This window comes from Enterococcus sp. C63, assembly GCF_040887215.1.
Classification (GTDB): Bacteria; Bacillota; Bacilli; order Lactobacillales; family Enterococcaceae; genus Enterococcus_B; species Enterococcus_B hirae.
On record NZ_JBFOFI010000004.1, the window covers coordinates 173,776 to 199,966 of the forward strand.

At 34.5% G+C, this 26,191-nt stretch carries 16 protein-coding genes and 2 pseudogenes; 12 read left to right on the forward strand and 6 right to left on the reverse strand.

Features of this window, described 5'->3' with window-relative positions:
* Positions 1 to 112 precede the first annotated feature (112 nt).
* The gene (locus tag AB3H90_RS08060; protein WP_094940868.1) at positions 113 to 1,369 is read right to left on the reverse strand and encodes a DNA cytosine methyltransferase; all 1,257 of its coding nucleotides are present in this window, start codon (positions 1,367 to 1,369) and stop codon (positions 113 to 115) included.
* A 138-nt stretch (positions 1,370 to 1,507) separates the two neighbouring features.
* Between AB3H90_RS08060 and AB3H90_RS08065 the strand changes: the two genes are divergently transcribed.
* Genes AB3H90_RS08065 through AB3H90_RS08080 form a run of 4 tightly spaced genes read left to right on the forward strand, consistent with a single transcriptional unit; the run spans position 1,508 to position 10,318 of the window.
* A complete protein-coding gene (locus AB3H90_RS08065) occupies positions 1,508 to 3,937 on the forward strand; it encodes a hypothetical protein (protein WP_094940867.1) in 2,430 nt (809 codons plus the stop codon).
* Positions 3,937 to 7,416: a helicase-related protein gene (locus tag AB3H90_RS08070; protein ID WP_094940866.1), complete on the forward strand. Its 3,480-nt coding sequence runs from the start codon at positions 3,937 to 3,939 to the stop codon at positions 7,414 to 7,416. Before AB3H90_RS08065 ends, AB3H90_RS08070 begins: the two co-directional genes overlap by 1 nt.
* Positions 7,417 to 7,428: 12 nt before the next feature.
* The gene (gene drmB / locus AB3H90_RS08075; RefSeq protein ID WP_368016522.1) at positions 7,429 to 9,339 is read left to right on the forward strand and encodes a DrmB family protein; all 1,911 of its coding nucleotides are present in this window, start codon (positions 7,429 to 7,431) and stop codon (positions 9,337 to 9,339) included.
* A complete protein-coding gene (locus tag AB3H90_RS08080; RefSeq protein WP_094940864.1) occupies positions 9,314 to 10,318 on the forward strand; it encodes a DUF3883 domain-containing protein in 1,005 nt (334 codons plus the stop codon). Before drmB ends, AB3H90_RS08080 begins: the two co-directional genes overlap by 26 nt.
* Before the next feature lie 475 nt (positions 10,319 to 10,793).
* Here the strand turns inward: AB3H90_RS08080 and tnpA are convergent.
* Together tnpA and AB3H90_RS08090 are read right to left on the reverse strand one after the other, a co-directional pair.
* Positions 10,794 to 11,272, reverse strand: a pseudogene (tnpA, locus tag AB3H90_RS08085) (IS200/IS605 family transposase).
* Between the two features lie 183 nt (positions 11,273 to 11,455).
* A pseudogene (locus AB3H90_RS08090) lies at positions 11,456 to 12,121 on the reverse strand (transposase).
* A 470-nt stretch (positions 12,122 to 12,591) separates the two neighbouring features.
* Between AB3H90_RS08090 and AB3H90_RS08095 the strand changes: the two are divergent.
* Positions 12,592 to 14,412, forward strand: coding sequence for a DUF6056 family protein (locus AB3H90_RS08095; protein WP_368016523.1), 1,821 nt, complete (start codon positions 12,592 to 12,594; stop codon positions 14,410 to 14,412).
* 433 nt (positions 14,413 to 14,845) lie between these two features.
* Here AB3H90_RS08095 and AB3H90_RS08100 read toward each other — a convergent pair whose 3' ends face one another.
* Positions 14,846 to 15,277 carry a thioesterase family protein gene (locus AB3H90_RS08100; protein ID WP_284613282.1) on the reverse strand — a complete coding sequence of 144 codons (432 nt, stop codon included), beginning with the start codon at positions 15,275 to 15,277 and terminating at the stop codon, positions 14,846 to 14,848.
* Between the two features lie 2 nt (positions 15,278 to 15,279).
* Entirely contained in the window at positions 15,280 to 16,128 is an 849-nt protein-coding gene (locus AB3H90_RS08105) for an NAD(P)H-hydrate dehydratase (RefSeq protein ID WP_284613281.1), read from the reverse strand.
* A 147-nt stretch (positions 16,129 to 16,275) separates the two neighbouring features.
* Here AB3H90_RS08105 and pepV point away from each other — a divergent pair, with 147 nt between their 5' ends.
* The 4 genes from pepV to AB3H90_RS08125 all read left to right on the forward strand — a co-directional run bounded on the left by pepV (position 16,276) and on the right by AB3H90_RS08125 (position 22,591).
* Complete coding sequence (gene pepV / locus AB3H90_RS08110) at positions 16,276 to 17,694, forward strand: dipeptidase PepV (protein WP_368016524.1); 1,419 nt, start codon at positions 16,276 to 16,278, stop codon at positions 17,692 to 17,694.
* Positions 17,695 to 18,127: 433 nt separating this feature from the next.
* The gene (locus AB3H90_RS08115; RefSeq protein ID WP_368016525.1) at positions 18,128 to 20,266 is read left to right on the forward strand and encodes a hypothetical protein; all 2,139 of its coding nucleotides are present in this window, start codon (positions 18,128 to 18,130) and stop codon (positions 20,264 to 20,266) included.
* Between the two features lie 472 nt (positions 20,267 to 20,738).
* Positions 20,739 to 22,007 carry a hypothetical protein gene (locus AB3H90_RS08120; RefSeq protein WP_368016526.1) on the forward strand — a complete coding sequence of 423 codons (1,269 nt, stop codon included), beginning with the start codon at positions 20,739 to 20,741 and terminating at the stop codon, positions 22,005 to 22,007.
* A gap of 389 nt (positions 22,008 to 22,396) precedes the next feature.
* Positions 22,397 to 22,591, forward strand: a complete 195-nt coding sequence (locus AB3H90_RS08125; RefSeq protein ID WP_034699314.1) for a hypothetical protein — start codon at positions 22,397 to 22,399, stop codon at positions 22,589 to 22,591.
* Between the two features lie 1,002 nt (positions 22,592 to 23,593).
* Here AB3H90_RS08125 and AB3H90_RS08130 read toward each other — a convergent pair.
* On the reverse strand, positions 23,594 to 23,914 hold the full coding sequence (locus AB3H90_RS08130) for a putative heavy metal-binding protein (RefSeq protein WP_010720273.1): 321 nt from the start codon (positions 23,912 to 23,914) through the stop codon (positions 23,594 to 23,596).
* A gap of 203 nt (positions 23,915 to 24,117) precedes the next feature.
* Between AB3H90_RS08130 and dhaM the strand changes: the two genes are divergently transcribed.
* The 3 genes from dhaM to dhaL are packed head-to-tail and all read left to right on the forward strand — an operon-like array spanning position 24,118 to position 26,115.
* Entirely contained in the window at positions 24,118 to 24,513 is a 396-nt protein-coding gene (gene dhaM / locus AB3H90_RS08135; protein WP_010736909.1) for a dihydroxyacetone kinase phosphoryl donor subunit DhaM, read from the forward strand.
* Between the two features lies 1 nt (position 24,514).
* Positions 24,515 to 25,498, forward strand: a complete 984-nt coding sequence (gene dhaK / locus AB3H90_RS08140; protein ID WP_368016527.1) for a dihydroxyacetone kinase subunit DhaK — start codon at positions 24,515 to 24,517, stop codon at positions 25,496 to 25,498.
* Positions 25,499 to 25,512: 14 nt separating this feature from the next.
* Positions 25,513 to 26,115 carry a dihydroxyacetone kinase subunit DhaL gene (gene dhaL, locus AB3H90_RS08145; RefSeq protein ID WP_207426865.1) on the forward strand — a complete coding sequence of 201 codons (603 nt, stop codon included), beginning with the start codon at positions 25,513 to 25,515 and terminating at the stop codon, positions 26,113 to 26,115.
* Positions 26,116 to 26,191: the final 76 nt, after the last annotated feature.

Here is a 26,191-nt window from a genome sequence, read left to right on the forward strand (position 1 = left end):
ATAAGCTTGGCTCTAAAAGTAAGTAACATGTTCGATTCGATTATATTCTGCAAGTTAACATCTTTTATAAGAATCAATCGAATTGTTTAGAGAGTGAACAGTCTTGGAATATTCACCTTGTAATTGAATACAAATTTTCTAAAATATTTTGGCTAATAATTTTTGAAAAATGTGGTGGAACGGCATTTCCTATTTGTTTAAAAGCAGAAGTTCGAGAGCTTTCAAAATAAAAATCATCTGGAAATGTCTGAATTCGTGCAGCTTCTCGAACTGTGATTGAACGATTTTGAGATACATCAGGATGAATATAGTAATGACCATCTTTTGCTATATGAGCAACAACTGTGTGACTGTAGCCATCACCATTTATTGCTTTAAATCTATCTAAGAAAATATTTGATTTTTTATGTGTGATTAATTCAAGGGGAAGATCGGAATATTTAACGTTTCGATTCTTCTTCTTTTCTTTTGCTACTATCTTATAAATTTTTAAGTCGTTTTCATTATTGGGACGGCAGATATTTTGAGTCAATGGAATCTTACTACTTCTTAAATTTCTTGAAACATATTCTGAAGGAGGAACTTTCGAATATGTGTTTTTGATTTCTCCTGATTTTAATATAGGTAAATCTTGAAATAACTCTTTGATTATTGGTGGTTTTTCCTGAAATTGATCGAGGGTTCTGAAAAAATCAAAATCTGTCATTGATGTTTTGTATCCAAAAATGATTAATCGTTCTCTAACTTGTGGAACGCCGAAATCAGCACAGTTAACTAATTTTATTTGAATCTGATAATGATCTGTAGAAATTACATTGGAGAAATCGTATTTTATTTTTTCGAGAAGACTAGTTCCGTCTAAATCTTTAAATGATAAAAGTCCTTTTACGTTTTCAAATACGAAAAAATCAGGGTTATATTTTTCCAAAAATCTCAGATAAAATTTATATAAGTAGATGCGCTCGTCAGATTCTTTGATTTTTTTATTTCTTGCCCGACCAATCGTTGAATACGCTTGGCATGGTGGTCCCCCGATGATACCGTGAACCATATTTGAATTCGGTTGAGAATCAATTTGTCTGAAAATTTCTGGTAAATTATCTTCTGATATTGCAAGATTAATTACTTTTCCGATAATTCTTGTAGGGATTTCAGCTAAAAATTCATCATATGAAATTTTCTTATTGATGTAGTCGTTGTATCTATTTAAATTTCCATTTTCTTTTAGATAATAGTAAGCGTCTCTAACTTTTAATGTTTTACTTGCAGCCTCATCCATTTCAACATGAGCAAGTAAATTAAAATCGTCTTTTCTAAACCCTTCGGTTAATCCTCCCGCACCAGAAAACAGATCTATGATGTTTAACATGATTTCACCTCAGCGCAATTATACCAGGTTTAAAAGTAACCTACTAGTGGAAAAGCAAAAGTTAACGAAAATAGTTGTAAATAGGCTCATAAACTGATGTATAATTGTTATGATAGATTTATTAAGGGAGAAAATAATATGGATGCTGTAATGAAACTTTTACTATTAACTAGCCCATTTGGATATATATCAAAAAATAAAAAACAGGTACTGATTGATTTTTTTGAATATGAAAGTTTTGAAGGCTCGTATGCATATCAGTATTTAAACTCTAGCTACTATAAAGAGTTGGTTTTGCTAATTTGTCTGATAACTAGCTATAAGAATCTCTCAGGTGGTCAAAAGATTAATATAGACGATTTGGATGTCGGAACTAAGCTATTGTTCGAAAAGGCCTATTATAGTTTTGAGGGATGTGACAATAGAAGTGAAGGTTATTATGTATTGGCTCCTATATATAAAAAGAAAGATTCTTATGTTCGAATTTTAAAAAGAGGTGTAATTGAAAATAAAGCTAGCATTGTAACTGATACAAAAAGTAAAAAAGTAAAAAGTACTAAAGAAGACTTTGGAAAGCAAATAGGACTTTCTTCTATAAGTTGGACAAATGAAGAAAGCGTAATAATAATTCTGGAAAAGAAGATATTAGATGAAATAGTAAATATACAGTTCAACATTAACAATAGATATTCATATTTGGGTGAATTTTGTGCTGCAAAGTATTTAAAAGAATCATTGGTTTTTGAACGAGTACCGCATTCTAATAGTACAGAAAAGCCTATGGTAATTTTTTCATCAAATATGAAAGCTGTCACAGAGTACTTAGATGAAAACGAGGGAAATATATCAGAAAAACGAGTATATGTTATTGGGGATAAATGGTTTTCGAATGGCCAATTTTCAAATTTATTAACTCTTGAAGATGCGTGCGATGATTTCGGCATTCCATTGACTGTATTTTCTAGTGTTCCATCGGTTATGGATGAATCAAAATTTAAATTTTTGAAGAAAATGGAAAAAGAATTTTGCTGGCTTGAATTTGAAGAATTTAGCAAAATGGAAATTTCATTTGAATTCGTATCAAGTAATGAAGAGTTTGATAATGCGATAACAGAACTCAATGAGTACTTAGAAAATATTCGTGAAATTCCTAGATTAAAATATCTGGATAAACTATTGAAAAGATTTTTAAAGATGAATTACAGTCAAATAATTGGGCATTCCCGTACCCTTGAGCAACAAATGATAATCGTATCAGAATATATGGAAAAATTAAATTTGGAAGAGACCGAAAAAATTTCCGGTATTTTGTATAATATCTATTGTAATAGATTTGGTTTTCAAAACAAAAAAATAATTGAATCTATAAGAAGTGAAGATAAATGTGCACTTGTTGTAATGGATGAAATGGTTGAGGAAACAAAAGAAGTATATTCGAATGATGATAAGATAACTGTTCTGCCGTACAGTGAAAAGATATATGAAGACCTTTATGGAACATTTGATAGTGTCATCTTGCTTTCCCCGTATGCAAGAGATAGAAAAAAATGGTTGTCGAGCTATCTAACAAATAAGATTTTTGTTGTTTTTCCGGATTTGCAAAAGAGTTACCTTACGTACTCCTTAAAAAGAGATAAAAGAATAATTCAACATTTATATACTTTGGATAATAGCTATTCTGATAGAGATTCAGCTTATTTAAAAGCGATTAACAAATATTTTGAAAAAATGGAGAGAGTAACACAGGAAAATAATAACAGCGATGACAAAGCACTATATGATGAACTAGATAAAGAAGATGATCCACAAAAAGAATATTTAAGTTTGATAAATAGTTTGATCAACACTACTTCGGGAATTGAGACTGAAAGTGAAAAACAACTTGTTAATGTTGTTTGTGGAATAGATTTAGAGTCAGGAAAAAATATATTTGGAACGGAGTTTGGAAAAGTCTTTATTTTACAAGAAAACTTTTGTAGGAAAATGGATGTAAATAAGATACAAATTGGGCAAGATATTGTTGAATTTGAGGTCCCTTATTCCGATGCTTTTTATAGAGAACAATTCAAAAAGTATAACTTTACAAATGGAAATTTTACTGATAATAAACTTGATGAAAATTTAAGCCTTGACTATTTTTGGAAAATGATTTTGCTTGAATATATTGAAAAAAGATCCATTACTCCAACTCAATTCAAAGAAAACATGGAAGAACTAGGTGCGGCAAATAAGACAGTAACTTTTTATGGATCATGGTCTTCAATTGATAAAATGCCGATTCTTCCTAGAGATTCTAGTTTTATTCATTATATTGGATTACTTACGAAAAATCCTGAATTAACAAATGAGCCGGATAAGTTTTATAGTGCAAGCGCAAAAGTAAAGAAAAATTTGAATTATGAAAGAGATAGACTTATGGACTCGATTGATGGCAGAGAACTAAATGAAATAATTAAAGATAGCTCAATAAAATCTTATTCGGTGGATAAAGTAATTTTAGTTGAAGATATAGATATAGAAGACGTACCAAGATACCTGACTAATAAGTTTTTGGGAGGAAAAAGCTAATGGTGAAAATTACGGATAAGAAACAACAAAATAGTGTAAGGGAAAAGTATTCTAATGCTATTTCGCAATTATTATTAGGACCGGGTTCAGAAAGAATTAATCAGGATATTGAACATGAAATAATTTCTGAAAAACCTCAAACGAGATATATTACAGGTATTCTATATCCTCTTAGAGAATTAAAAGAAGCGTCAGCTGAGGATATTGAAACAACTCTTGAAGCTCAAGAGTTTTTAGATAAAGAAGAAGAATCCGCCGAAATTGATAACAGTTTCCTTCCGTCTTCTTTAGGTATCACATTCTATTGTAAAAGTAGTAAAAAGGATTTAGATATTGAAATTCATAGCTCATATTATAAAAAAATAAAGAATCCATTTATTCAAACGAATAAAGAGGTTCTGGAAGAGTTACAAGGAAAAATCGACCTCTCAAAAGTAATGAATATCGAAAAGCTTTTTAAGTTTGACCTAGAAAATTCAAAAATTAAATATGAAGATAGCTTCGAGGATAGAGATGAGACTATATCTGATTTTTTAAATGAACTAAAACCAGATGATAAAGCTAAAGATTCGGAGATACTATTTTTACTAAAAAAGATTAAAAATATAAATTATAAAAATAAGAGCTGTTTTGAACGCGTTCCAGTTTTCTTTGAAGTGAAATTGGACTCTTCAAAAGAAGGTATTTCTACTCAAAGATTATTAGTTGATGAAGAAAAAACATTTCAAGTATTTTCGAAAGTACAAAAAATCAGTTTGGCAAAAGAGGATACTGTGACAGCAGTAACTATAGTTTTAAAAAATGTTTCAGAGAATCATCTTTTTCAAACAGAAATCGCTATAAAAGCTCAAGAAAATGTTGAGTTTAAAGCTTCTGAAGATGTAAAACTTCCAGATTTGTCTAAGTTAAATTCGGAAGACGCTATGAACTTTTTCTTATATAGAGATAAAAAGACGTATGCCTTTGGAAGAGGTGTATCCGCAATTTGGAAAGAAGAGCATGGAAAAGTATCCGAAATAAAAACGTCATATATTCCGAGCTATGAATTGCGTCCAATGTCTTTTGATATTGAGGGGATTTCGCCAGATGTTTTGAGCGCAGAAAGTTATATTGGAAATAATTATGAGACACAGTTAGAAAAACTAAATCAGTTTGTTAAGGAATATGATAGATGGATTGATTCAATTACGAAAGATTCTAAAACATTAATTCCTGAATATGTAGAACTTTCAAAGGAAAACATTGAGAAGTGTAAAAATTGTAGTCATCGTATGAAGAAAACAATAGAATTCCTCTCAAAAGATAAAGATGCTTTTATGGCTTTTAATAAAGCTAATGAGGCAATGCTCTTACAGAGACTAAAAAACTCAGTTGAAAAAGAAGAGGCATATAATTCGAAAAATTATCAACTTGCAAACTTTAGATGGAGACCATTTCAATTGGCGTTTGTATTAAACTCATTAGAGTCTATATTGAATGAAGAAAGTTCTGATCGCGAGCTATTGGATTTAATTTGGGTTAGTACAGGTGGTGGGAAAACGGAAGCATACCTTTTTGCTATCGCGGCCGTTGTAGTTTATAGAAGATTGAAATATCAAAATTCCTCAGGTGTGACAGTAATTATGAGGTATACTTTACGTCTTTTAACAGCTCAACAATTTGATAGGGCGTCTCAATTAATTTGTGCGTTAGAGTTCATTAGAAGAAAAGAAGGTGATCTAGGAGAAGCAGAAATTAGCATTGGCCTTTGGATAGGTGAAGGAACTCAAAATAAATTAAAGGACGCTAAGGCAGATTTTAAAGATATGGTTGAACAAAAGAATCTTGAATCTGCGAAGAAAAAAAATACATTTCAGGTTTTGGAATGCCCTTGGTGTCATGAACAACATAGTATTATTCCTGATGATAAAAACTTTCAGAGCAAAAGAAGATGGGGATACTATGAGATTGAAAAGAAAAATGATTTCAATATGAAATGTTTGAACAAGGAATGTGAATTTTCTAAGGGATTACCGATTTATGTAGTGGATGAATTAATCTACAAAAAGAGACCTACATTACTTTTTGGTACTGTTGATAAGTTCGCCCAAGTTCCTTTAAAAGAAGAAACAGCAAACTTATTTGGTTCGGATAATCCAGAAAAATATCGACGTCCTGAACTAATTATTCAAGACGAGTTACATTTGATTTCTGGACCGCTTGGTAGCATTGTTGGACTTTATGAAGCTGGGTTTGATTATATTTTCAAAAATGCAAATGGAAGTATTGCTCCAAAATATATAGCTTCGACTGCAACAATCAGAAATGCTGACGATCAGGTAAAAGGAATTTTTGACAGAAAAGTCTCCCAATTTCCACCTAATGGAATAAATATAACAGATAACTTCTTTGTAAAAGAAGATACGCAGGCTTATGGAAGAAAATACCTTGGAATTATGCCGACAGGGAAATCACAAGTAACAGCGGAAATACGGCTCCTGTCTTCAATGTTACAAACAATAAGAGAATTAGGCCTAAGTATTGATGAAGAAGAGTTGTATTGGACAGTGGCTGGGTACTTTAACAGTATTCGAGAACTCGGAAAAGCTTCAGGATTGATTAAGGATGATGTAAAGGAACAGATCAATCAATTATACAGACGAAATAATACTAATAAACGTTTCATGAATGACGATACAAGCGTGGAGTTGACTTCGCGTGTACCTGGTATAGAAATACCTACAATTTTAAAGAAATTAGACATTCCACACAATAGAATTACAGATGAATGTAAGGGTGCAGAAAGATACTCAAAAGCTGTGGATACGTTAATTGCAACGAATATGCTATCTGTAGGTGTAGATATTGATCGTTTAAATGCGATGTTTGTAGTTGGTCAACCGAAACTTACTTCAGAATATATTCAAGCCACCAGTCGAGTAGGAAGACAATCTTTAGGGTTGGTATGTACATTGTATAATTCTTCTCGAAGCCGGGATAGATCTCATTATGAAACATTTCAATCGTATCATGAAAGTTTATATAAATTTGTCGAATCGAGTAGTGTAACTCCCTTTTCGGTACCCGCTCTGGAAAAAGCCGCTGCCGGGGTCATTGTTGCAATGCTTAGGAATACGATAGGTTCATTAGCTGACGATAATTCTGCAAAAAACATTTTGGAATTTGAAGATGCACTCGAAAAAGTAAATGATTATCTTATGGAACGTGTCAAGGCCAGTGAAGACAGACATAAGCTGTATAGGGAAGATGCAAGAAGAATAATTAGTAATTTTGGTGATAAATGGTGCAATATTGCTGAAGAGATAGAAGAAACTGCGGAACTATTCAAATATTATTTATATAAAAGTAAGGCAGAAGAATTCCAAGGGAAATTGTTGCTTAGATCATTTGAAGATAAAAGCACACATAAGGAAGCTACTAAAGTCATGGGGACAATGAGGAATGTGGAAGATACAGCTTATCTGAGAATAATAGATTAGGGAGATATTATGGTGTACAAACAGAAAGATAAACCAGAATTTAATGTTAGAAGATCTCAACTTTTAACGCCATTTGGTATAGGGGCCTTAATGGATATAAATAATCAATCTGTCATGATTGCAGATTCGGAGTATTGGAATACGAACAGATGCGAGAAAGTCCATGATATTCGATTAGAAAAAGCTATGGATGCTGAAGGTTTCATTGAGCCGCCATTTAAGGAAGAAGATGATATTGTAGGAAAAAGATTCCCGCAGTGGTATTTTTCTCCAGAAGATAGAAGTTTGAGGAAAATTGACTCATGGCGTCAATTGGTTGAGGCAAAGGGGATACCGAGTTTAGTCAAAGCTTTTAATCAGAAGCCAATTGATGTTCGTAAAAGGAGAACCGAGCTTGTTCCTGTCCGGATTATCTGCGCCTGTTGCAATGGGCATGCACAAGATTTTCCTTGGTTAGAATGGGTTCATGAGGGGATGGCCTATGATAGCTATAAGGATCATGAAATTACGTTGGGAAGCACAGCACAATCAGGCTCTATTTCAGACTTAATAGTTTCTTGTAAAAGATGTAATAAGAGCCGAAATTTAGCCGGGGTTTTTGATGAAAAGAGATTTCCACGACAATTAGAGAAATTAGGAATTGCTTGTAAGGGTGAATACATTTGGAAAAAAGAGGAGAATAGAGTTAAATGTGACGAGAAGGTTCATGTACTTCTTAGAAATGCTAATAATTTCTTTTTCCCTAATATCTCAAGTTCAGTTAATATACCGTTCAAAGAAAATAAATTAATCGAATTAATCCAGAGCAACGAGTACTATAGCGTTTTGGAATCCGAGCTTAGAGGAGTCACGCGAGAAAAAGGAATTGAAAAGCTTGCAAAAGATGAGTTAGTAAATAAAATGATTACACGATTAGCGGAAAAAATTGAATATGATTTTGATGAAGTTAAAAATTTAATTTCAGTTAAGTTCTTTAATGAGATAAGTGAGGATTATCCGGATACTGTAATGGATTATAGGAGAGCCGAGTTTGAAGTTCTTTCTGGAAAAGAAAAATATGATGAGGATTCAGAGAGGTTCCGAATGAAGATTTTCAATTCAGAGGAAATTTCTGGTCACATTTACAGTGAATTATTGAACGGGATAACTTTGGTGCATCAACTCGAGGTGGTTAGTGCACTTCGAAGCTATAGCAGGATACAGACTACAGATTCTGAATTAATGAAAGAACAGGCTTTAGAAGGTGAGGAGACTTTAGGAGAGTCACAGGAAGTATCACTGCGTAGAAAAGATAATTATTATGTTGGCATGCGTTCATTAGGAGAGGGAATATTCTTTTCTTTGAATAGTGAAGAAATTGAAAAATGGAGATATAAAATTAAAGATTCAGTAATTTCGAATAAAATCTATAAAAAAATGAGTAATGTAAGATTCCCAGATGAAGAAAGTTACATTCGTCCAGATTACTATCTTATTCATACACTGTCTCACCTTTTTATTAAAGAATTAAGTATGTGTAGTGGGTATTCTTCATCCTCATTAAAGGAAAGAATATACTATTCAAATGAAGTTGGAAAAGAAATGTATGGAGTATTGATTTATACATCAAGTTCAGACTCGGAAGGAACATTGGGAGGGCTTGTTAAACAAGGAGTTCCAGAAAAATTCTTTGATCTATTAAATGCTGCGTTAGAAAAAGCCCAATGGTGTAGCTTTGATCCGGTGTGTATTGAAAGTGAATCTCAAGGGAGAGATTCGCTAAACGGTGCAGCCTGCCATGCATGTTCTCTTATTTCAGAAACTAGTTGTGAGAAAATGAATGTTTTTTTGGATAGAAGTGTACTGATTGGAAGTCTAGAAGAACCCAATTTGGGATTCTTTAGTGGAGGAAATATCAATGACATTTCCAAAATTAGATTTTAAGGATAGTTACAACGGAAATAGGATAGTAAAAGAGGCTAATAAATTTACATTTGTACAGCGTGCCCATGTTGTCTCAGGATATTTACTTGACGGAAAACCTCATAGGGCATTGGAAACTGAAGTGTTGAACATAACTAAAAAAGGTTTCCATGCAATGAATATTTTGCATTATTACGGATTGACTGCTCCTCATAAAGGTTTTTATATAAACACTTCAACAAATGCTGCGATAAGTGAACTAAGGATGTTCGGAGATATGGAACATTCCATAGTTGCTGATTTATTGGAACGAGCAAATGATTCATTGATAGAAAGAGAAGTACAAGTGTTAGATATTGGGGTAAACAAAGAAATACCTAAATGGCTGATTGAACTAAAAAAAGAACACCCTAATGTTATTGATTATGATGAAGTTGTTGAAGTAAAGCAAGGGTTGGGAAACAAATCTCTTACCTCAGAATTAGTAGCAGAAACTTCATCTAGAATAATTTCAGATGATGATCTTGAAATAAGGCGCATAGAGCAAAAACATTATGGCGATATCGGTGAAGAACTCATCTTAGAGTACTATGCTAAAAAGATTATTGATAAGCTTGGAGATACGGAGGAAGCTCAGCGATTCATTGACGGAATGGAATATACCGGAAAGACACACGGAAAAGGATACGATATTGTAGCTTGGGATATAGATTCGTTGAATACTGATAGTCCATCAAAGGTTTACATCGAAGTGAAAAGTTCACTATCTGAGAAACCAAATGTCCCCTTTTATATCTCAAGAAATGAATTAATGACTGGGATGAAACTTGGTAAACAGTATAGAATAGGAAGGGTTTTCAATTTGGAGAAGAAAAAGCCCAAATATTATGAATTAATTCCATTTAAAAAAAGTCTTTCTGGAAGAGATTTCGATGAAGAGTTAAATAAAGTATTTATTGCTCAGCCCATAAATTATAGAATCAGTGGTTTTAAAGGTTGAGTTAAAAATAATTGTATCTATACAAAAAAACTATGTTTCAAAATTTTAGTATGTATATTGTGATCCAGTTTTGAGATAAACATTTTTCAGCGCCCCACATTTCTTATTTTGACCGAAAATTGACCCAAAGTAGCTTGAAATTTTATGAAATCAAGTGAACTCAGGTGAAAACTATGTATATATAAACCTTACTTTTATTCAATACTATGAAACTCTCTGAAACCCACTTAGTAGCTGACCAAGCTAAAGATGCTTTAGCTAAATAATCAAATAAACGTTGTTAAACCAACGTATACCCTGCTTTTATTGGCTCTTTGTCAATAAGGACTGATGAGTGGTGTAAAATCAAAACCACCCGTGTGAACGGGTGGTTTGTTCTGCGGCTGAAAGCCTCTTTTACCGGCCTAAGTCTAAAAGACTTACCGAATCGGTTCCCTCTTGCACCACATTTACTCGCTGCTTCTCAAAGAAGCTCTTAGTGCTTCTTACGATTTTTTTCTCCAGTAAACGGATCAACTTCTTCAAACAATGTAAGCTGATCTGCTACGTGGTCTTCTCGTAATTGATTACGAATATATTCTGCGATTTTTTTCTTGTTTCGTCCTACTGTGTTCACATAAAATATCCTCTACACCAAAACTTTCTATTTCCATAACGATATTTGAGTTCTGCATGTCTATCAAAAATCATTAAACTACTTTTTCCTTTTAAGTAACCTAAAAATTGAGAGACACTTATTTTTGGTGGGATACTGACTAACATATGTATATGATCTGGACAAGCATTTGCTTCTAAAATCTCAACACCCTTTCTTTCGCATAATTCACGTATAATCTCTCCAATACTTGCTTTGTATTTGCCATAAATGATTTGGCGGCGATATTTCGGAGCGAATACTATATGATACTTACATTTCCAAACAGTGTGTGATAAACTTTCTGTAGCCTTTTTCATAAAAAGGTACCTCCTAAATTTTTTGATGTGGTGGTCGGGAAACCTACTTCATCTTATCAGTTTAGGAGGCTTTTTTTATACCTCGCTGGAAGCTTTCCGGAACCACCTGCATAGCAGGTGGTTTTCAAAACACACAATCAAATCTGGGTCAGAATGAATCTCATTCTGTCTCAGATTTTTTTGTTATTTCACATTGATTAATTGATTGATCAAAAAGATCCTCATTATCATGTTCTCAAATGATTTAAATCCGTAAGATACACGTTTGATTGTCTTTATATGGGTATTCTTTGCTTCTATTTTTTCCATTAGAGTAAGGGTAAATCAGTGCATTGGTAATTCCTTCTTCATAAAACAGAAGGTTTTGAGGTTTCGCAAACGGTCACCCAGCGTTTCTGGAAGTTCTTTTAATAAGGAGAAAAACAAGTTGGAATCTTTGAGACGAAATGCATCAGTTAACTCGTGAAAAACAGTATATGTCTCTTTCAGCGGTGTGGAAAAAGCAAGCAAGCGATCAATCATCATTGCCTCGATGAGAAGTGGGGATTTAGGTGCTCGGAAACTTCGCCAGGCTTTGTATTCATAATGATTAATGTTTTCACGATTTTTTAACAGAAAGCGCATGACCATGGGCGTATGATTGTATTGGTCAAAACGGATCATCGTTTTCTTCTTACCATTTTTTACAACAATTGACTTGTCAAACGCATCGAACACGGAAGAACCGCAATTTTTACAAGTACACGGAGCAGGTGAGAGAACTGCATCAATGATTAAGGTATCTTTCTTCTAGAAGGTTTCGTAAGTAACCCCGGTAATAGTTAAATATTTGTCTGCTAATCTTAGCATTTTTTTGATAGCAAAAATAAGGATGAAATTATCAAAACATAGGGAGCTGGGAGTTTCATCTTTATACTTAGGACAAGACGTCCTCTTGTTTACGGTGAGACAAAAGCAGCATCTTAGAAAAATAAGTCCGAAATTTACCGGAAATTCCTTCTTATTTCTGATGCTAAACAATTTAGTCTCAACCTCTTGCTATTACGATAATCTTGCTTATGCTGTCTTATTTCGAATAACGAACAGGTCAGGTGCTTTGTCTTTATCTCCCTTTTTCAGGGTCGGAGAATAGGGTTAGTCCTTTGAGTATTCGTTCATGACGCGCATTCATGATTACTGATGGTTTTTTCCTTATTTGATCTATGTGGCAGTCGAATACAAAAGTAAGAATGTAAGTTGAATCAAAAAATGCTATAATTTTCTTTGTGAATCACAGGAACCCTTTTTATAGCAAAATTTAAGAAGAAAGTAGGAGCGAAGTGAAACAAATAAAAGAGACTATCCGCAATAATAAAAAAATTTTAGTTCTTATTTCTGCCTATGTTATCATGGTTGTTTTAAACTTTTTGACACCGTTAATTGCGGATGATATTGAGTATATGTATAAAACAAGTAGTTTTTCGTCTATTTTACATGATGAATACACACAATATATGACTTGGACGGGAAGATCCGTTGTCCATATCATTGCACGTTTATTTTTGTTGATGCCTAAAACAGTATTTAATTTGGTCAATCCACTGATCTATGTTTTATTGACATTATTGATTTATAAAATGACCACAAAAGATAATACTACGTTTTATTCCTTCAAATATTTTTTAATTAATGTATTTTTATGGTTATTTGTCCCAGCTTTCGGTCAAACAATTTTATGGGAAACTGGTGCTGCTAACTATTTATGGGGAGGTATCATCGTTGTCAGTTTCCTATTTCTTTACCACCGCTATTATGAGAAAGAGCAAGAATTGTCTTTTAATCCTATAGTAAATAGCATATTGCTACTCATTTTAGGAATCTTAGCTGGCTGGTGTAATGAAAACACTTCTGGTGGTATGATCTTGATCGTTCTTGGCTACCTCTATTTTTATTATCAAAAGAAAAAGCCTTTACGACCATGGATGTTCACAGGATTGTTAGGAGCAATTTTTGGCTTATTCATGATGGTAACAGCCCCTGGAAATGCTGTTCGAGCTACTTATTTTGCTCGTAGCCAGTGGTCTTTACCTCGGAAATTGTATTCGGGCGTTTTTTCAATCACAAAAACGCTATATGAAAATAGTTTAGCTCTTTTTGTGTTGATGGCGGTTCTGATCGTGTTGGGAATTTTCTTTAGTAAACACAAAGAATGGTTGAGACTATCCTATATCTATCTCTTTGCAGGGATAGCCACGATCTATGTATTATCTCTTTCACCAGCTGGACTTGATTGGGGAAGATCATTTTTTGGTGGTGTTTTATTTATCATTATGGCGATGGCGTTTGAATGGCCAGATAAAGTGTTGAAATCTACCCAGGGAGCGTTTTATGGGGTGATTAGTGGCGTATTGATTACCCAATTTCTATTTACTTTTGCTTTAGGAGTCAATGACATAGCACTTTCTTATAGAGAGATCAATCAACAATACCATTACGTCAGAGAGCAAAAAAAACAAGGGAATTTGAATCCGGTGATTGCCAACTTTACGATTTATAATCAAACTGGTCATACTGCTTACTCGGGAGGACTATCCCACGTAAAAACGGATATAACGAAACAAGTCAATCGAGCGAATGCAAAATATTTTGGTTTAGAGTCCATTCATTCAGTACCAAAAGAGGCTTGGGAAACAATCTATCAACAGGGAGATCCAAAATGGATGAGTATTTGGAATGCTAACACCTATTTTGAAGCATTAAGTCAAACTGATTATTTGGTTGTGATGGCAGGTGCAGGAGACAAGGCACAAATGAACCAGCAGTTAGCTGAAGAGATCCGTAAGCTGTTCCCTGAGTTTAAAAATGGGGATTCAGAAAGTTCTTGGAATTTTTCGGGTATCCGTCTGTTAGGAAAAAATCCTGAATTTTCACAGACAAAGAACTATAATTCTGTTAGCCAAGAAATCAATGGGAAAGAGATCTCAGTATCTTCAAGTTTTACACCGTATGCTGACCAACAGTTTGCTGCGATAAAAGTGGGCGATATAAATGTTGCAAGAAATAAAGTGGGCATAAATATTGCTGTTTTGTCAAAAGAAGGAAAAATAGTAGATGCTGTTAATATTCAATTAACTGGTGACAAACTAACCCTCTCAAGATAGAAGAGAGAAAATAGTAAGAAAAACGAGCCTACCAAAAGGATCACTCTTTTTGGTAAGCTCGTTTTTTAAAGAAATTTTTTGGACAAGCAAAAACCTCAACCATGTTGACTAACTAATGATTGAGGTTTTATTTCAATCAGGGCGTACTTCGTGCAGTTGTTTGACACGCCCTCCGATCGATTTAGCAAAAGCTTCTGATGCTTTTTTTTTCTTTGAAAATCAATAAGTTATCTGGATTTTTTTCTCTTGTGCGGCAGCCTGTTTTATCAATGTAACCGTGCAATACTTTCACAACATACATGATGATCACCTGCTTTTTATTTTATTATACGGATGAATCAAGCCAACACAAGAAAAAAGGCAGCTTTTTTGATTTTTTTTAAGAAAATCCGTAATGGAAATCCTAAAAAATACAAGAGTTAAAGACTATTCTTCAGCTATCCAACTGTGCATACTCGTGGAATAAGCGATCTAATGCAGGATTTACCCGTTCAAGTTTGGTTAACTTCTGATTGTCAGCGAGTAAAAAACAATGTTTGCTAGAGCCAGTTGTTCGTAATTTTCCGTCATCTAAACCGTAGATTTCATAACTAAAATTTAATCTTGTGCCACTATATTGTTCGATTTTAGGCAAAATACGAACAGTTTCACCATAACGAATCATTTCTTTGTACTGGCAAGTGACTTCTAAAACAGGGATGATCACCCCTAGTTTTTCAATTTTTGTATAGCTGAAACCTAAATGATCCAATAAAGCAACACGAGATTCTTCCATCCAACGGATATAGTTGCTGTGATGGATGATCCCCATTTGATCGGTTTCATAGTAAAACGGCTCACGAATGTACCCAGTAAATTTTTCCATCATTAGAACTCCTTGTTTCTATCTTTTTTCTGACTAAAATAGTGCATCCATTGAGGGATTGCTTGACTGATTTGTGTCGGTAAAACAACATATTGTTTTTTTGCCAGTTGATCCCCAATAAAACTATGCAGGTAGACAGCTGCTGCGATCGTTTCATCGTTTTTAGGGAATTGTGCCAAGAATCCAGTGATCATACCAGCTAATGTATCACCAGTACCTCCAGTGGCCATTGCGGCAGAGCCAGTAGTATTTTGATAACATTCTTGTTGCCCGTAGATCGTGGTTCGATGACTTTTTAAAACAATCGTTGCGCCTAATTTGGCTTGCTGCTTGCGGTTGTTCTCAGGTGTTTGTTCCTCGATCTTAAGTGAGCTTACTCTTTGCCATTCCATTTGATGAGGAGTCATGACGGTTTGCTCGGGAAAATGGAGGGTTAGATTTTCTTTAGCGAATAATGTTAATGCTGAACCGTCCATCACTAACCACTGATGGCTTTTTTGATGTGCTAAAGTGAATGCTAATAATTCTAAACTCAATGAGGAGTCCCCTAATCCTGGACCAATCAATAGAACGTCTGCCGTGTCCATCACTGCTAACAGTTGTTCTTTTTCTTGCCAGTCGATGCACATGGCTTCAGGTAAATGGGTGTGAAGCGGTGCTTGATTCCGCTGGTCTGTAGCAACAGTCGTTAATCCTGCGCCACTGTGTACAGCCGCTAGTGCACTCATGATGATCGCACCACCAAATTGATGGTTACCGCCAATCAAGACAGTACGACCGAATGTTCCTTTATGTGACTTTTCTGGGCGTGGTTGAATTACTTTTTGTAATAAATCGCTATCTATTAACAATTTCTCCGCCTCCTTTCTTGTATTATAACTGAGTATTTTTAAATAAAATACCGTTTGGCTAAGGAACCACAAATTTTTTTGCACGTTTTTTTGGCAGGATTTATGGTATGATGGACAGGTAGACTTAATGAGTGGAGGATTGATTTTATGACAATCGATTGGCAAAAAGAAGTAGAAGCACGTAAAGAAGAACTACTTGAAGATTTAAAAAATCTTTTACGTGTGAACAGTGAACGGGATGATTCAAAAGTAACTCCTGATGCACCTTTTGGACCTGGACCTCGAGATGCGCTAAAACATATGTTGGCTTATGGCGAACGTGATGGGTTTGTCGTAAAAAATGTTGATAACTATGCAGGACATATTGATCTTGGTGAAGGTGATGAAACTTTAGGTATTTTTGGTCATATGGACGTAGTACCAGCAGGGGATGGTTGGGATACAGATCCTTATGAACCAGTAATCAAAGATGGGAAAATCTTTGCTCGTGGTTCTAGTGATGATAAAGGACCAAGCATGGCTGCTTACTATGCCATGAAGATCATCAAAGATCTTGACTTGGAATTATCCAAAAAAGTTCGTTTTGTAGTTGGTAGTGATGAAGAAAGTGGTTGGGCAGACATGGCTTACTACTTTGAACATGAAGAAGAACCTGACTTTGGCTTTTCTCCAGATGCAGAATTTCCAATCATCAATGGTGAGAAAGGAAATGTTTCTTTCGCACTACGTTTCCAAGGAGACAACGCAGGAGATTATGTCTTGAAGACATTTACTTCAGGTTTACGTGAAAACATGGTGCCTGGAACAGCAACAGCGACTCTTGAAGTACCAAATGTAGAAGCTGCGATCCAAATGGAAGAAGCTTTTTATCGTTTTGTTGAAGCAAACCCAGTAAGTGGTTCGATCGAAGCGGATAATACCTATGTGAAAATCGAATTGATCGGAAAGGGCGCACATGGTGCAAGTCCTCAATCAGGGATCAATGCCGGTTCATTCTTAGCATTATTCTTAGACGATTATGAATTTATCGGTTCTGCTAAACAATTCATCCATGTAGCAGCAGCCTATGTCCATGAAGATTTTTATGGAGAAAAATTAGGGGTTGCCCATGAAGACGAAAAAATGGGTAAATTGACCATGAACGCTGGATTGTTTGCCTTTAAAGAAAATGGGTCAGAAGAAGATAACTATATCAACATGAACTTCCGTTTTCCAAAAGGGGTTACCGTTGACGGCTTAGAAAATGACATTGCAACAACGATGAAAGCAGAAGGAGCAACAGTTACTCGTGGCGCACGTGTCATGGAACCTCACTATGTACCAATGGAAGATCCATTGGTAGCAACTTTATTGCAAGTTTATGAAGACCATACAGGCGAAAAAGGCTATGAACAAATCATTGGTGGCGGAACCTATGGCCGACTATTGAAACGTGGTGTAGCTTACGGCGCAATGCTCCCAGGCTATACAGATACAATGCACCAAGCCAACGAATTTATGAGTCTGGATGACCTTTTCAGAGCAACTGCCATTTATGCAGATGCTATCTACCGTTTGGCGAAGTAATAGTGAATGAAACTCATGCTGATACAGCGGATATCCTTGTTCTAAAAGATAGTTTTTGAAAAGGATCGTTGGAAAAGTGAATGAAAAAGATGTTCTAACATGATATGGATGTGATTTTTTGCTTGATGAGGCGAAAAATCACATCCTTTTTACTTGCTAAATAATATTCTAAATATTCAACATCGAAGATTGTTCCAAAAAAACAAATGAATGATATTTTTTATGAAGGAAAAAATAATATTTGTAGTTAATGATGAGGAGATAAAGATAAAAAACAGTTATTGGTTCAGCGATTCTCATCAATAAAGAAAGTCGCTAGGAATAAATATCATTAGCATAGAACAAAAAATCTGTTATTTAGAAATTTTTGGCTAAAAAAACTCTACATTTGTGTTACATTCAGATTATTAATCAAATAAGAGAAGGGGATCTAATGACAGAAATAGCAGAAGGTAGAGGATTTACAAAAGCAGTGATTGATAAGCAAAAAAAAATAGTAGAGAACGCCTATAAAACAATGGATAGTCACGCTACCTATCCTCACGGAGAAAATTATAAAAACGCAGCTCGTATTCATGAAAAAGAAGAGGAAAAGTTAGCAATGATGCTAAGACACCCAATTAAAGCAACAGATAAGGAATATAGTCGTGAAGAATTGAAGGCGCAAAAAAAATTAAAAGCACAGCTCTTCTCAATTTATGACGCTTATTCAACCCATCCTCATAATGATAAAGCAAGAAAAGTAGAGAATGACTACTTAAAAGCAAAGTGGGATTTACATATTATGGAAGAAACAAATAGAGAAATTCAAGATAAAAGAGAACGTGCAAAAATAAAACATTCTCCTAATAATGAAGAAGCGAGGATACCAGAAAGTAAGCAAGAAACTCAATCAATAGTCCAAGAAGGTAGTTTAGCAGTAGATGAAGAACGAGAATTTTTTAAACAAAAAGATTCTTCTCTTTATGAGACAGTAGAAACTGAAGTTATCGACAAATTAAGCCCGTTAGAAAGTAAAAAGGAAGAAGCACATACAAAGTTATCTAAACTAGACGAAGAAACTAAAAATATCTTAAATAGTATAAGAGAACGTGATGAAGCCAAAAAAAATTTTTTGGATAGCTATGTTGAAAAGTTATCTCTACAATCAGATACTGAACAAATAGAATCGAAAATTAAAGCGATTGATCAGTCGTTCTTTAGAAAAATCATTAATTTTTTTACTAAGGAACAGGCCGAATTACGAACAGAGTTAGATACAAAAAAAGCTATAATTAATACTATGAATTCTAAAATAGAAGAAGCACAAACAGTTTACACAAGAAATGAGAATATCCTTAATGAAGTTTTCTCTAGTAATGAAATATTTGAGGGGTGGAAAGAAAAGTGTGCAAACATAGGAGCCACTTTGAATGATTTAAATCAGAATTATGAAATAGTAAAGGAAAATATACCAAAAGAGGTAAATAGGGAAGCTTTAACGAAAAAAATAGAAAATTTACAGAAGAATTTAGAAGAAGTTAAAGGTACTGTGGGAGGTATAACACAAAATCTGCAAAAAATAGACGAATACCGTAAGCAAGAACAAAGTAAAGATCAACAAGGATTTATTCGTCTGATAAGCAAAGCGATAGATCAAACAGTAATCGAAACAGTAAATCAAACAAATGAAAGAAGGGAACAAAATGCTAAAAGCAAACATTTGAATGAAAGAGAAAATATCTTTACCAATCAACTTTCGGCTGAATTGGGAAATAAAAATGTACGTATTGAAGAATTAAATGCACCTGGTTTGTATCAATATTTAGTCCATAAAAGCACCGAATTAGATATGAAAGTTCAAAATATCTTTTCCAGTGACTTTAAACAATTATATGACTTAACGATACAAGAGCGTGATAAGGCAAGTCATTCTGTGAAAAAAATTATCCAAGAAATTGCGAAGATACATAAGGATTGGGAAAAATCAACGAAAAAAATGATTAATAGCGATCAGCCGAGAGTAAAACGATTTCTTAGTCGATTTACTAAAAAACATATAAAAGCTAGAGAAAAGTACACTGCCAAAAAAAGTGTCTTATCGACAACTTTTGAGAATAAAATAAAGGAACTCATTGAGCGAAAAAGGATTGAAACAGAAAAGAATGAGCAGGCTGAGAGAATTTTTATCAAGGCGAGAAAGGAAGTTGATCATGTTAACAATGGATTGGCAGATTTAAAAAGCCAGTTGAAACAGCTGAAAAATAAATATCCAACAGGAGAAGAACATCCAAAGATTAATAATGAACTAGCTGCTCAAATAAAGAAAAGTTTAAAATTTATTAAGGAGCAACAACCAAAGATAAAAGAACAATTGGGTTTTTGGGTGATGCTGGAACTTAAAGATAAGGAACCTTCAAAAAAAGTGGATCAGTTACCGAAAAAATCTGTTGATTATCAAAAGTATAGAATATTGGTAACGAATGCTTGGAATAAGGAGTTGTTAAAAAATAACAAAAATCGCAACCGGCAATCTCAACAAGTACATAACCAAACGAATCAATCAATTGGCAGAGAAGTACATACATTATAGAGAATAAAATTTTGTACTCTCTAATATGTGGCGGTATCTTGCTTGATGTTTTACTAAGATATGATATACGTATCAAGTGATACAAGAGATTACTGAAGAAAAAAGTGGTCTGTTATTGAAGGAGCATCTTTTGAATCTGTAATTAAGAAAAATATAGGATTGGCATTAAAATCAAGAATGGAAAAGCAAAAATTGCTTTTGATCTTCTTGATTTTTTTGTTTGCTTTCGGAGGTGAAGTCAACGATTGGTAAATGCTGACGAGTAAGTACAGATAGAGGATCCTAAATGCTACTTGTTTCGAAAAACGTTAGTTTGATCTCTCAGAATTTTTAATGGTGCGATAAAGTGTCTTTTTATTCTAGAAGAATGAAACTTTTTTAAAAATTTCCAAACAAAGAAATTATTAAAAAATAAAGTTTTTATTGTCATGTTACGCTTAATTTATCAATATAACGAAGGAGTGAAATAAGAATGGGAAGGCCAGTTTTTCAGGAAGGAATAACTCAGCAATCAGCTGCAGAATTAGCCGCAGAAGCTGAAAAGAAAAAAGCGATGGATAAAGCTATAAAAGAAATTGACTTACAACAAGAAAAAGTTGATGGTGCATGGCAGATATTGGATCATATGGAAACATATCAACCTTTTTCAGATGAGTTTAAGGTTGCGAAGAGTATCCATGTAGCTGCAGAAAATAAACACGCTGAAATGGTGGATGAATTTTTAAAAGAATATAAAGTGATGCCTTCCAAACCAAAGAAACAGGAAATAAAACAGGAAACAAAACCAAAAAGTGAAATTGACGATAGTAAGCGAGATCCAGAACCTGAGGAGTTTGGTCCTAACGCACGGAAGCAAAAGGAGAAAATAGATCAACAAATCAAGGAATCAGAGACTAGAGTAAAAAATATTATAAAAGACTTGTTTCCAAATAGGGATGTTATTAAGGAACTAAAAGAAATAAAAAAAGAAACAGAAGAAGACATAAAAGAAGAAATCGAAGAAGAAGTAGAAGAAGAAATCGAAGAAATAAAAGAAATAAAAGAAGGAATAAAAAAAGAAATAAAAAAAGAAAGAAAGAATCAGCTTAGTAAATTGAAGACATCTTCCTTAGAACCCGTAAATAACAATCTAGTAGATAGCTTAAGTAGTAAAGTTGGTGAGAAACCGTCATTCTTCAAACGCTTGCTTAATTTTTTTACTGGAAAAAAAGAGCAACCAAGGAACCCCATACAGCAAACAACCTTGAAAACTAAGGATTGGGAGGCAGAATTTAAGAAACGCTTTGAGGCAAAACTTGAGGAACGCTTTCAGGAAAAACTTGGGGAACGTTTTCCAGAAGAACTTAAGGCACGCTTTCCGAATAATCTTAAGGAACGTTTTAAGACAATAGAATCTACAGATGAAATTGCAAAACAAGTAAAAAAAGGCTTAGAAAAAGAAATAAAAATGTTCAAAAAAGAGTTAGATAAAGTAGAAAAGGAAAAAGTAAAAGCAGTTAAACCCTATGCAATGAAAGTATATGCTGAAATCATTAGGAAGGTGACAACGCTAAAGGATGGAATAGAACCACTACAACTTGAAGCCCGAAAACTAATTAACGACAACTCGAAGAAACCTCAAAAAATCTGTAAAAAGATTAATCAAGCACAACAAAAAGCTACTATATACTTGGATCAATCGGACTCACTAAACATGCAAAATGGTCAGAAGCTTAATAGTAAAAAACATTCAAGGGCATAGTAACTTAGCAAGGCATCGTCAAAAATTATCAAACGAAAAAATTATTAGTAAATAACATGAATAAACTCATAATACGCTTGTATTACATATGTTAGTACGAAAAACAGAGGAGTGGAATGAAATATGGAAAGTCACGATAAAAAAAGTTACTCAAGTACCATCAACCGCACGGTACAGCGATCAGGAGTTAGAAACTCTAAAGGGAAATTTTAAAGAAGCAAAAAAAGTTTACAGATGAGAAAACTATACCGAATCAAAAAGCTTTTGAAGGTTCACAAAAACAATACAATAATGCATTAGAGAACAATAAAAGAATTAAAGAAAAAGTTTCTAAAGACATAAAAAAAGTAAACAATATAAAATCAGCATAGCAAAAAACTCTGGAGAGAATGGCTGCAGCATCAGAACAACTCGATAATCCTCTAATTGATGATTTAGATAAAAAGGTAAATAATTTTGAATCCCAATTTAAAGATAAGATTAGCCAAATAGAACAAAAGCTATCGCCTGTTCAAAAAGACGATCAACAAATAGCTGAAATAGGTGAGGTAGATACATCTATTGGGGAGGTAAATACGAGATAAAAAAAACTAGATACGGATCTCGTTACTAAGAACCAAGCCGTCACTGATTTCAACAATCCTTTTGTACGGAAGTTGTTTAACATCTTTACAGGAGAAAAAACTAAATTAACACAAGATGTAAAAACAGTTACTGAGGATATTAAAAATACGAATAATCAACTGATTGAAGATATTAATCAGAAGGGTAACTTAGAAAAAATTAGTGGGAAATTAAACGTCATGGAGCAAAAGGTTGAGGACCTGGAAAGAAATGTACAAGGTTGAATAGGAAAACATGGAAAATTTAAAGAAGAGCTTCTAGTGAGAAAGCAAGAGATAAACCAACTAAAAGAGAATGCTCAACAGCGGGTAGAAAAGCTCAGCAACCGAGGTGATAAACAAGATCAAATGCAAAATAGCAATAAAACGAATCGAACTTCAAGAGGATAATCGGATGGTGAAATGCCAGCAATCATAGATAGTAAAACAGAAAATAATCCATTGATGAAAAGAGCAACGTACATAAATAATTAGATAGCAGTATCTTACTTGGATAATCAATTAAATTTAGGAAAAAAGAGCATAGGTGTTCCCTAAAATTTAACGTTTTTACGTATATTTTTTAGGAAACACCTTATTTTATATCCATCTGTTTTTTGAATCGGTGTATTGGTAGAACAGGTTCGGAATATTTTTTAAGTGAGAGTTCTATCTCAGTCTCTTCTAGTATCTCTAAAAACGAATAAACGGCGTTCAAGAAGCAACTCCTCAACAATAAGCGATGATTTTCTAAAATATGAGGAGCTATTTTAAAAAATCCTCTCTTATTTGCTCGGAGCTAAACGCTTCTTTACACAGCCTCTTGCTAAACGGTGTTCAAACATCAGCTCCTTGAAATAAGCCTGAATTTTTCAAGGAGCTGTTTCGAGATTTTCATCCTTAATGCTCCTGCGATTACTCGTCGCAGTTTTTACTTGGTGAGCGCTCAGGTAAAGACGCTCTTTTCACAACCTCATGTCTGAACTAGTTTATTGTCACCGCTGTCCCACTACAGGTGACCATTAGCATTCCGTTATCGCTCCCCAATACTTCATAATCCATTTTCATCCCAATGACTGCATCTGCACCTAATGATCGAGCACGCTCTTGCATTTCTGCTAAGGCCTCTTCACGTGCAGCAAGCAATTCATCCTCGTAGCTTTTTGAACGTCCGCCAAAAACATTGCGAAATCCTGCCCCGATATCTTTTAATACGTTGATTCCAGTAATGACTTCACCAAAAACAATGCCTTTATATGCTGTTACTTCTTTATTTTCCACGTTGTTTGTTGTTGTAATGATCATTTGATCACTCCTTTCTTTAAAAATAGTATATCAAAATTTATTTCTTAAGTCGCAATTGGAATTAGCTAGTCAATTACAGCGCATCATTTCCAAAAAATGGACATTCTATTATATACTGGAACTATGCAAAAGAATGTAGTTGATGATCAAAAGAATGAAAGCGCAAACTTGGTGTGACCACAAAAGGAAGAAGGAGAAATGGCATGAAAAAAAGTATCTTACTTGTCTCCCATAGTCAACAGTTAACGGATGGACTCAAAGAAATGATTGAACAGATGCAACAATCAGAAGATGTGTTACTTTTTTCCTTAGGAGGAGTAGAGGGAAGAATTGGTTCTGATCCGATGAAAATCATCGATGCGATCAACCAATCAGCTGATTCCGCCATGTATTTTGTGTTTGCGGATATCGGGAGTGCGGTTTTGAACGCTGAAATGGCCAAGGAAATGTTGGATGAAGACCAACAAAAGAAATACTACCTTGTGGATGCGCCACTTGTTGAAGGGGCTTTTGCTGGAGCGATCACAGCAGGTATCACGGATGATCCTCAACAAATACTAACGGAAGCACAGAATGCGGGAAAGAAAGGGTGGACGTGAAATGAAAAAAATCATGAATAATCCTAGTACGATCGTAGAAGAAATGTTGTCTGGTTTAGTGATAAGTTATCCAGAAATGATTCACCAAGTAGCTGATTCTCGAGTAGTAGCAAAAAATGATCAAGTAGAACAAGTTGGCTTGGTTTCTGGGGGAGGAAGTGGTCATGAACCAGCGCATGCAGGTTTTGTTGGTGCTGGGATGTTGAGTGCCGCAGTTTTAGGAGATGTTTTTACTTCACCGACACCTGATCAGATTCAGATAGCTATCAAAGAAGCGGATCAAGGAAAAGGCGTTTTATTGATCATCAAGAATTATACAGGAGATGTACTCAATTTTGACATGGCTAAAGAAATGGCGGCTATGGAAGGGGTTGAAGTAGAAAGTGTTGTAGTGGATGATGACATTGCGGTGGAAAATAGCACATATACTGCTGGAAAACGTGGAGTGGCTGGAACAGTTCTTGTGCATAAAATCTTAGGGGATGCCGCTAGGAAAGGTGCATCCTTGCAAGAATTGAAGGAACTAGGAGATAGACTAGTTCCAGCGATCAAGACGATTGGTGTGGCATTGCGTGCGGCCACGGTTCCTGAAGTAGGAAAGCCAGGATTTGAATTAGCCGAAGATGAGATCGAATACGGAGTAGGGATCCATGGCGAGCCTGGTTATCGTAGAGAAAAGTTGCAACCTGCTAAAGTATTAGCTGAAGAATTAGTAACAAAAATTTTAGCTGACTACCCAGAGAAACCAAAAGAAGTTGGAGTGCTAGTTAATGGGATGGGTGGCACGCCATTGATGGAACTCTTTGTTTTTATGAATGATGTCCAATCATTACTCGATCAAGAAGCAGTCAAAGTGACATTTCATAAAGTCGGTGATTTTATGACTTCTTTAGACATGCAAGGATTATCTCTGACGATGATTGACCTAACAACTAAGAAATGGCAGGAAGCATTGGAAAGTGAAGTTCACACAATTTCGTGGTAGAAGGTGGGAGAATGATGGAACTAACGGTCAAAGAAATTCAAGCGTGGTTAACGGATTTTACAGAGAAAATCGATGAAAATAAAAGTTATCTGAGTGAGCTCGACACGCCGATCGGTGATGGCGATCATGGCAATAATATGGGGCGAGGGATGACGGCTTATAAAGAAGCGTTTCAAAAAGAACAACCGAAAACGATCAGTGACACGTTCAAGGTTCTTTCGATGGCAATGATCTCAAAAGTTGGAGGTGCTTCTGGACCATTATATGGTTCTGCCTTTATGAATATGATGAAGGCTACAAAAGACATTGATGTGATTACATCACAAGAACAATTAGGGAAAATCATTGAAGAAGGAAAAAATGGGATTCAAGCTAGGGGGAAAGCAGAAGCAGAAGAGAAAACGATGCTAGATGTCTGGTTACCTGTTACTGAAGCCTTGAAGAATAATCGATTAACAGAAGAAGTGATTGAAGAAGCAAAGGAACATACAAAAGATTTAGTAGCCAAAAAAGGACGTGCCTCTTATCTAGGGGAAAGAGCCATTGGCCATATCGATCCCGGAGCAGCTTCTAGTGCTATTTTCTTTGAAACTTTATTAACTAATATAGAATCATAAATAACAAAATATTTATATAGCTGACTTTTTAACCAGTAAAAATGGGAACAAAAGTCAGTTTTTTTCTATTCCAGAA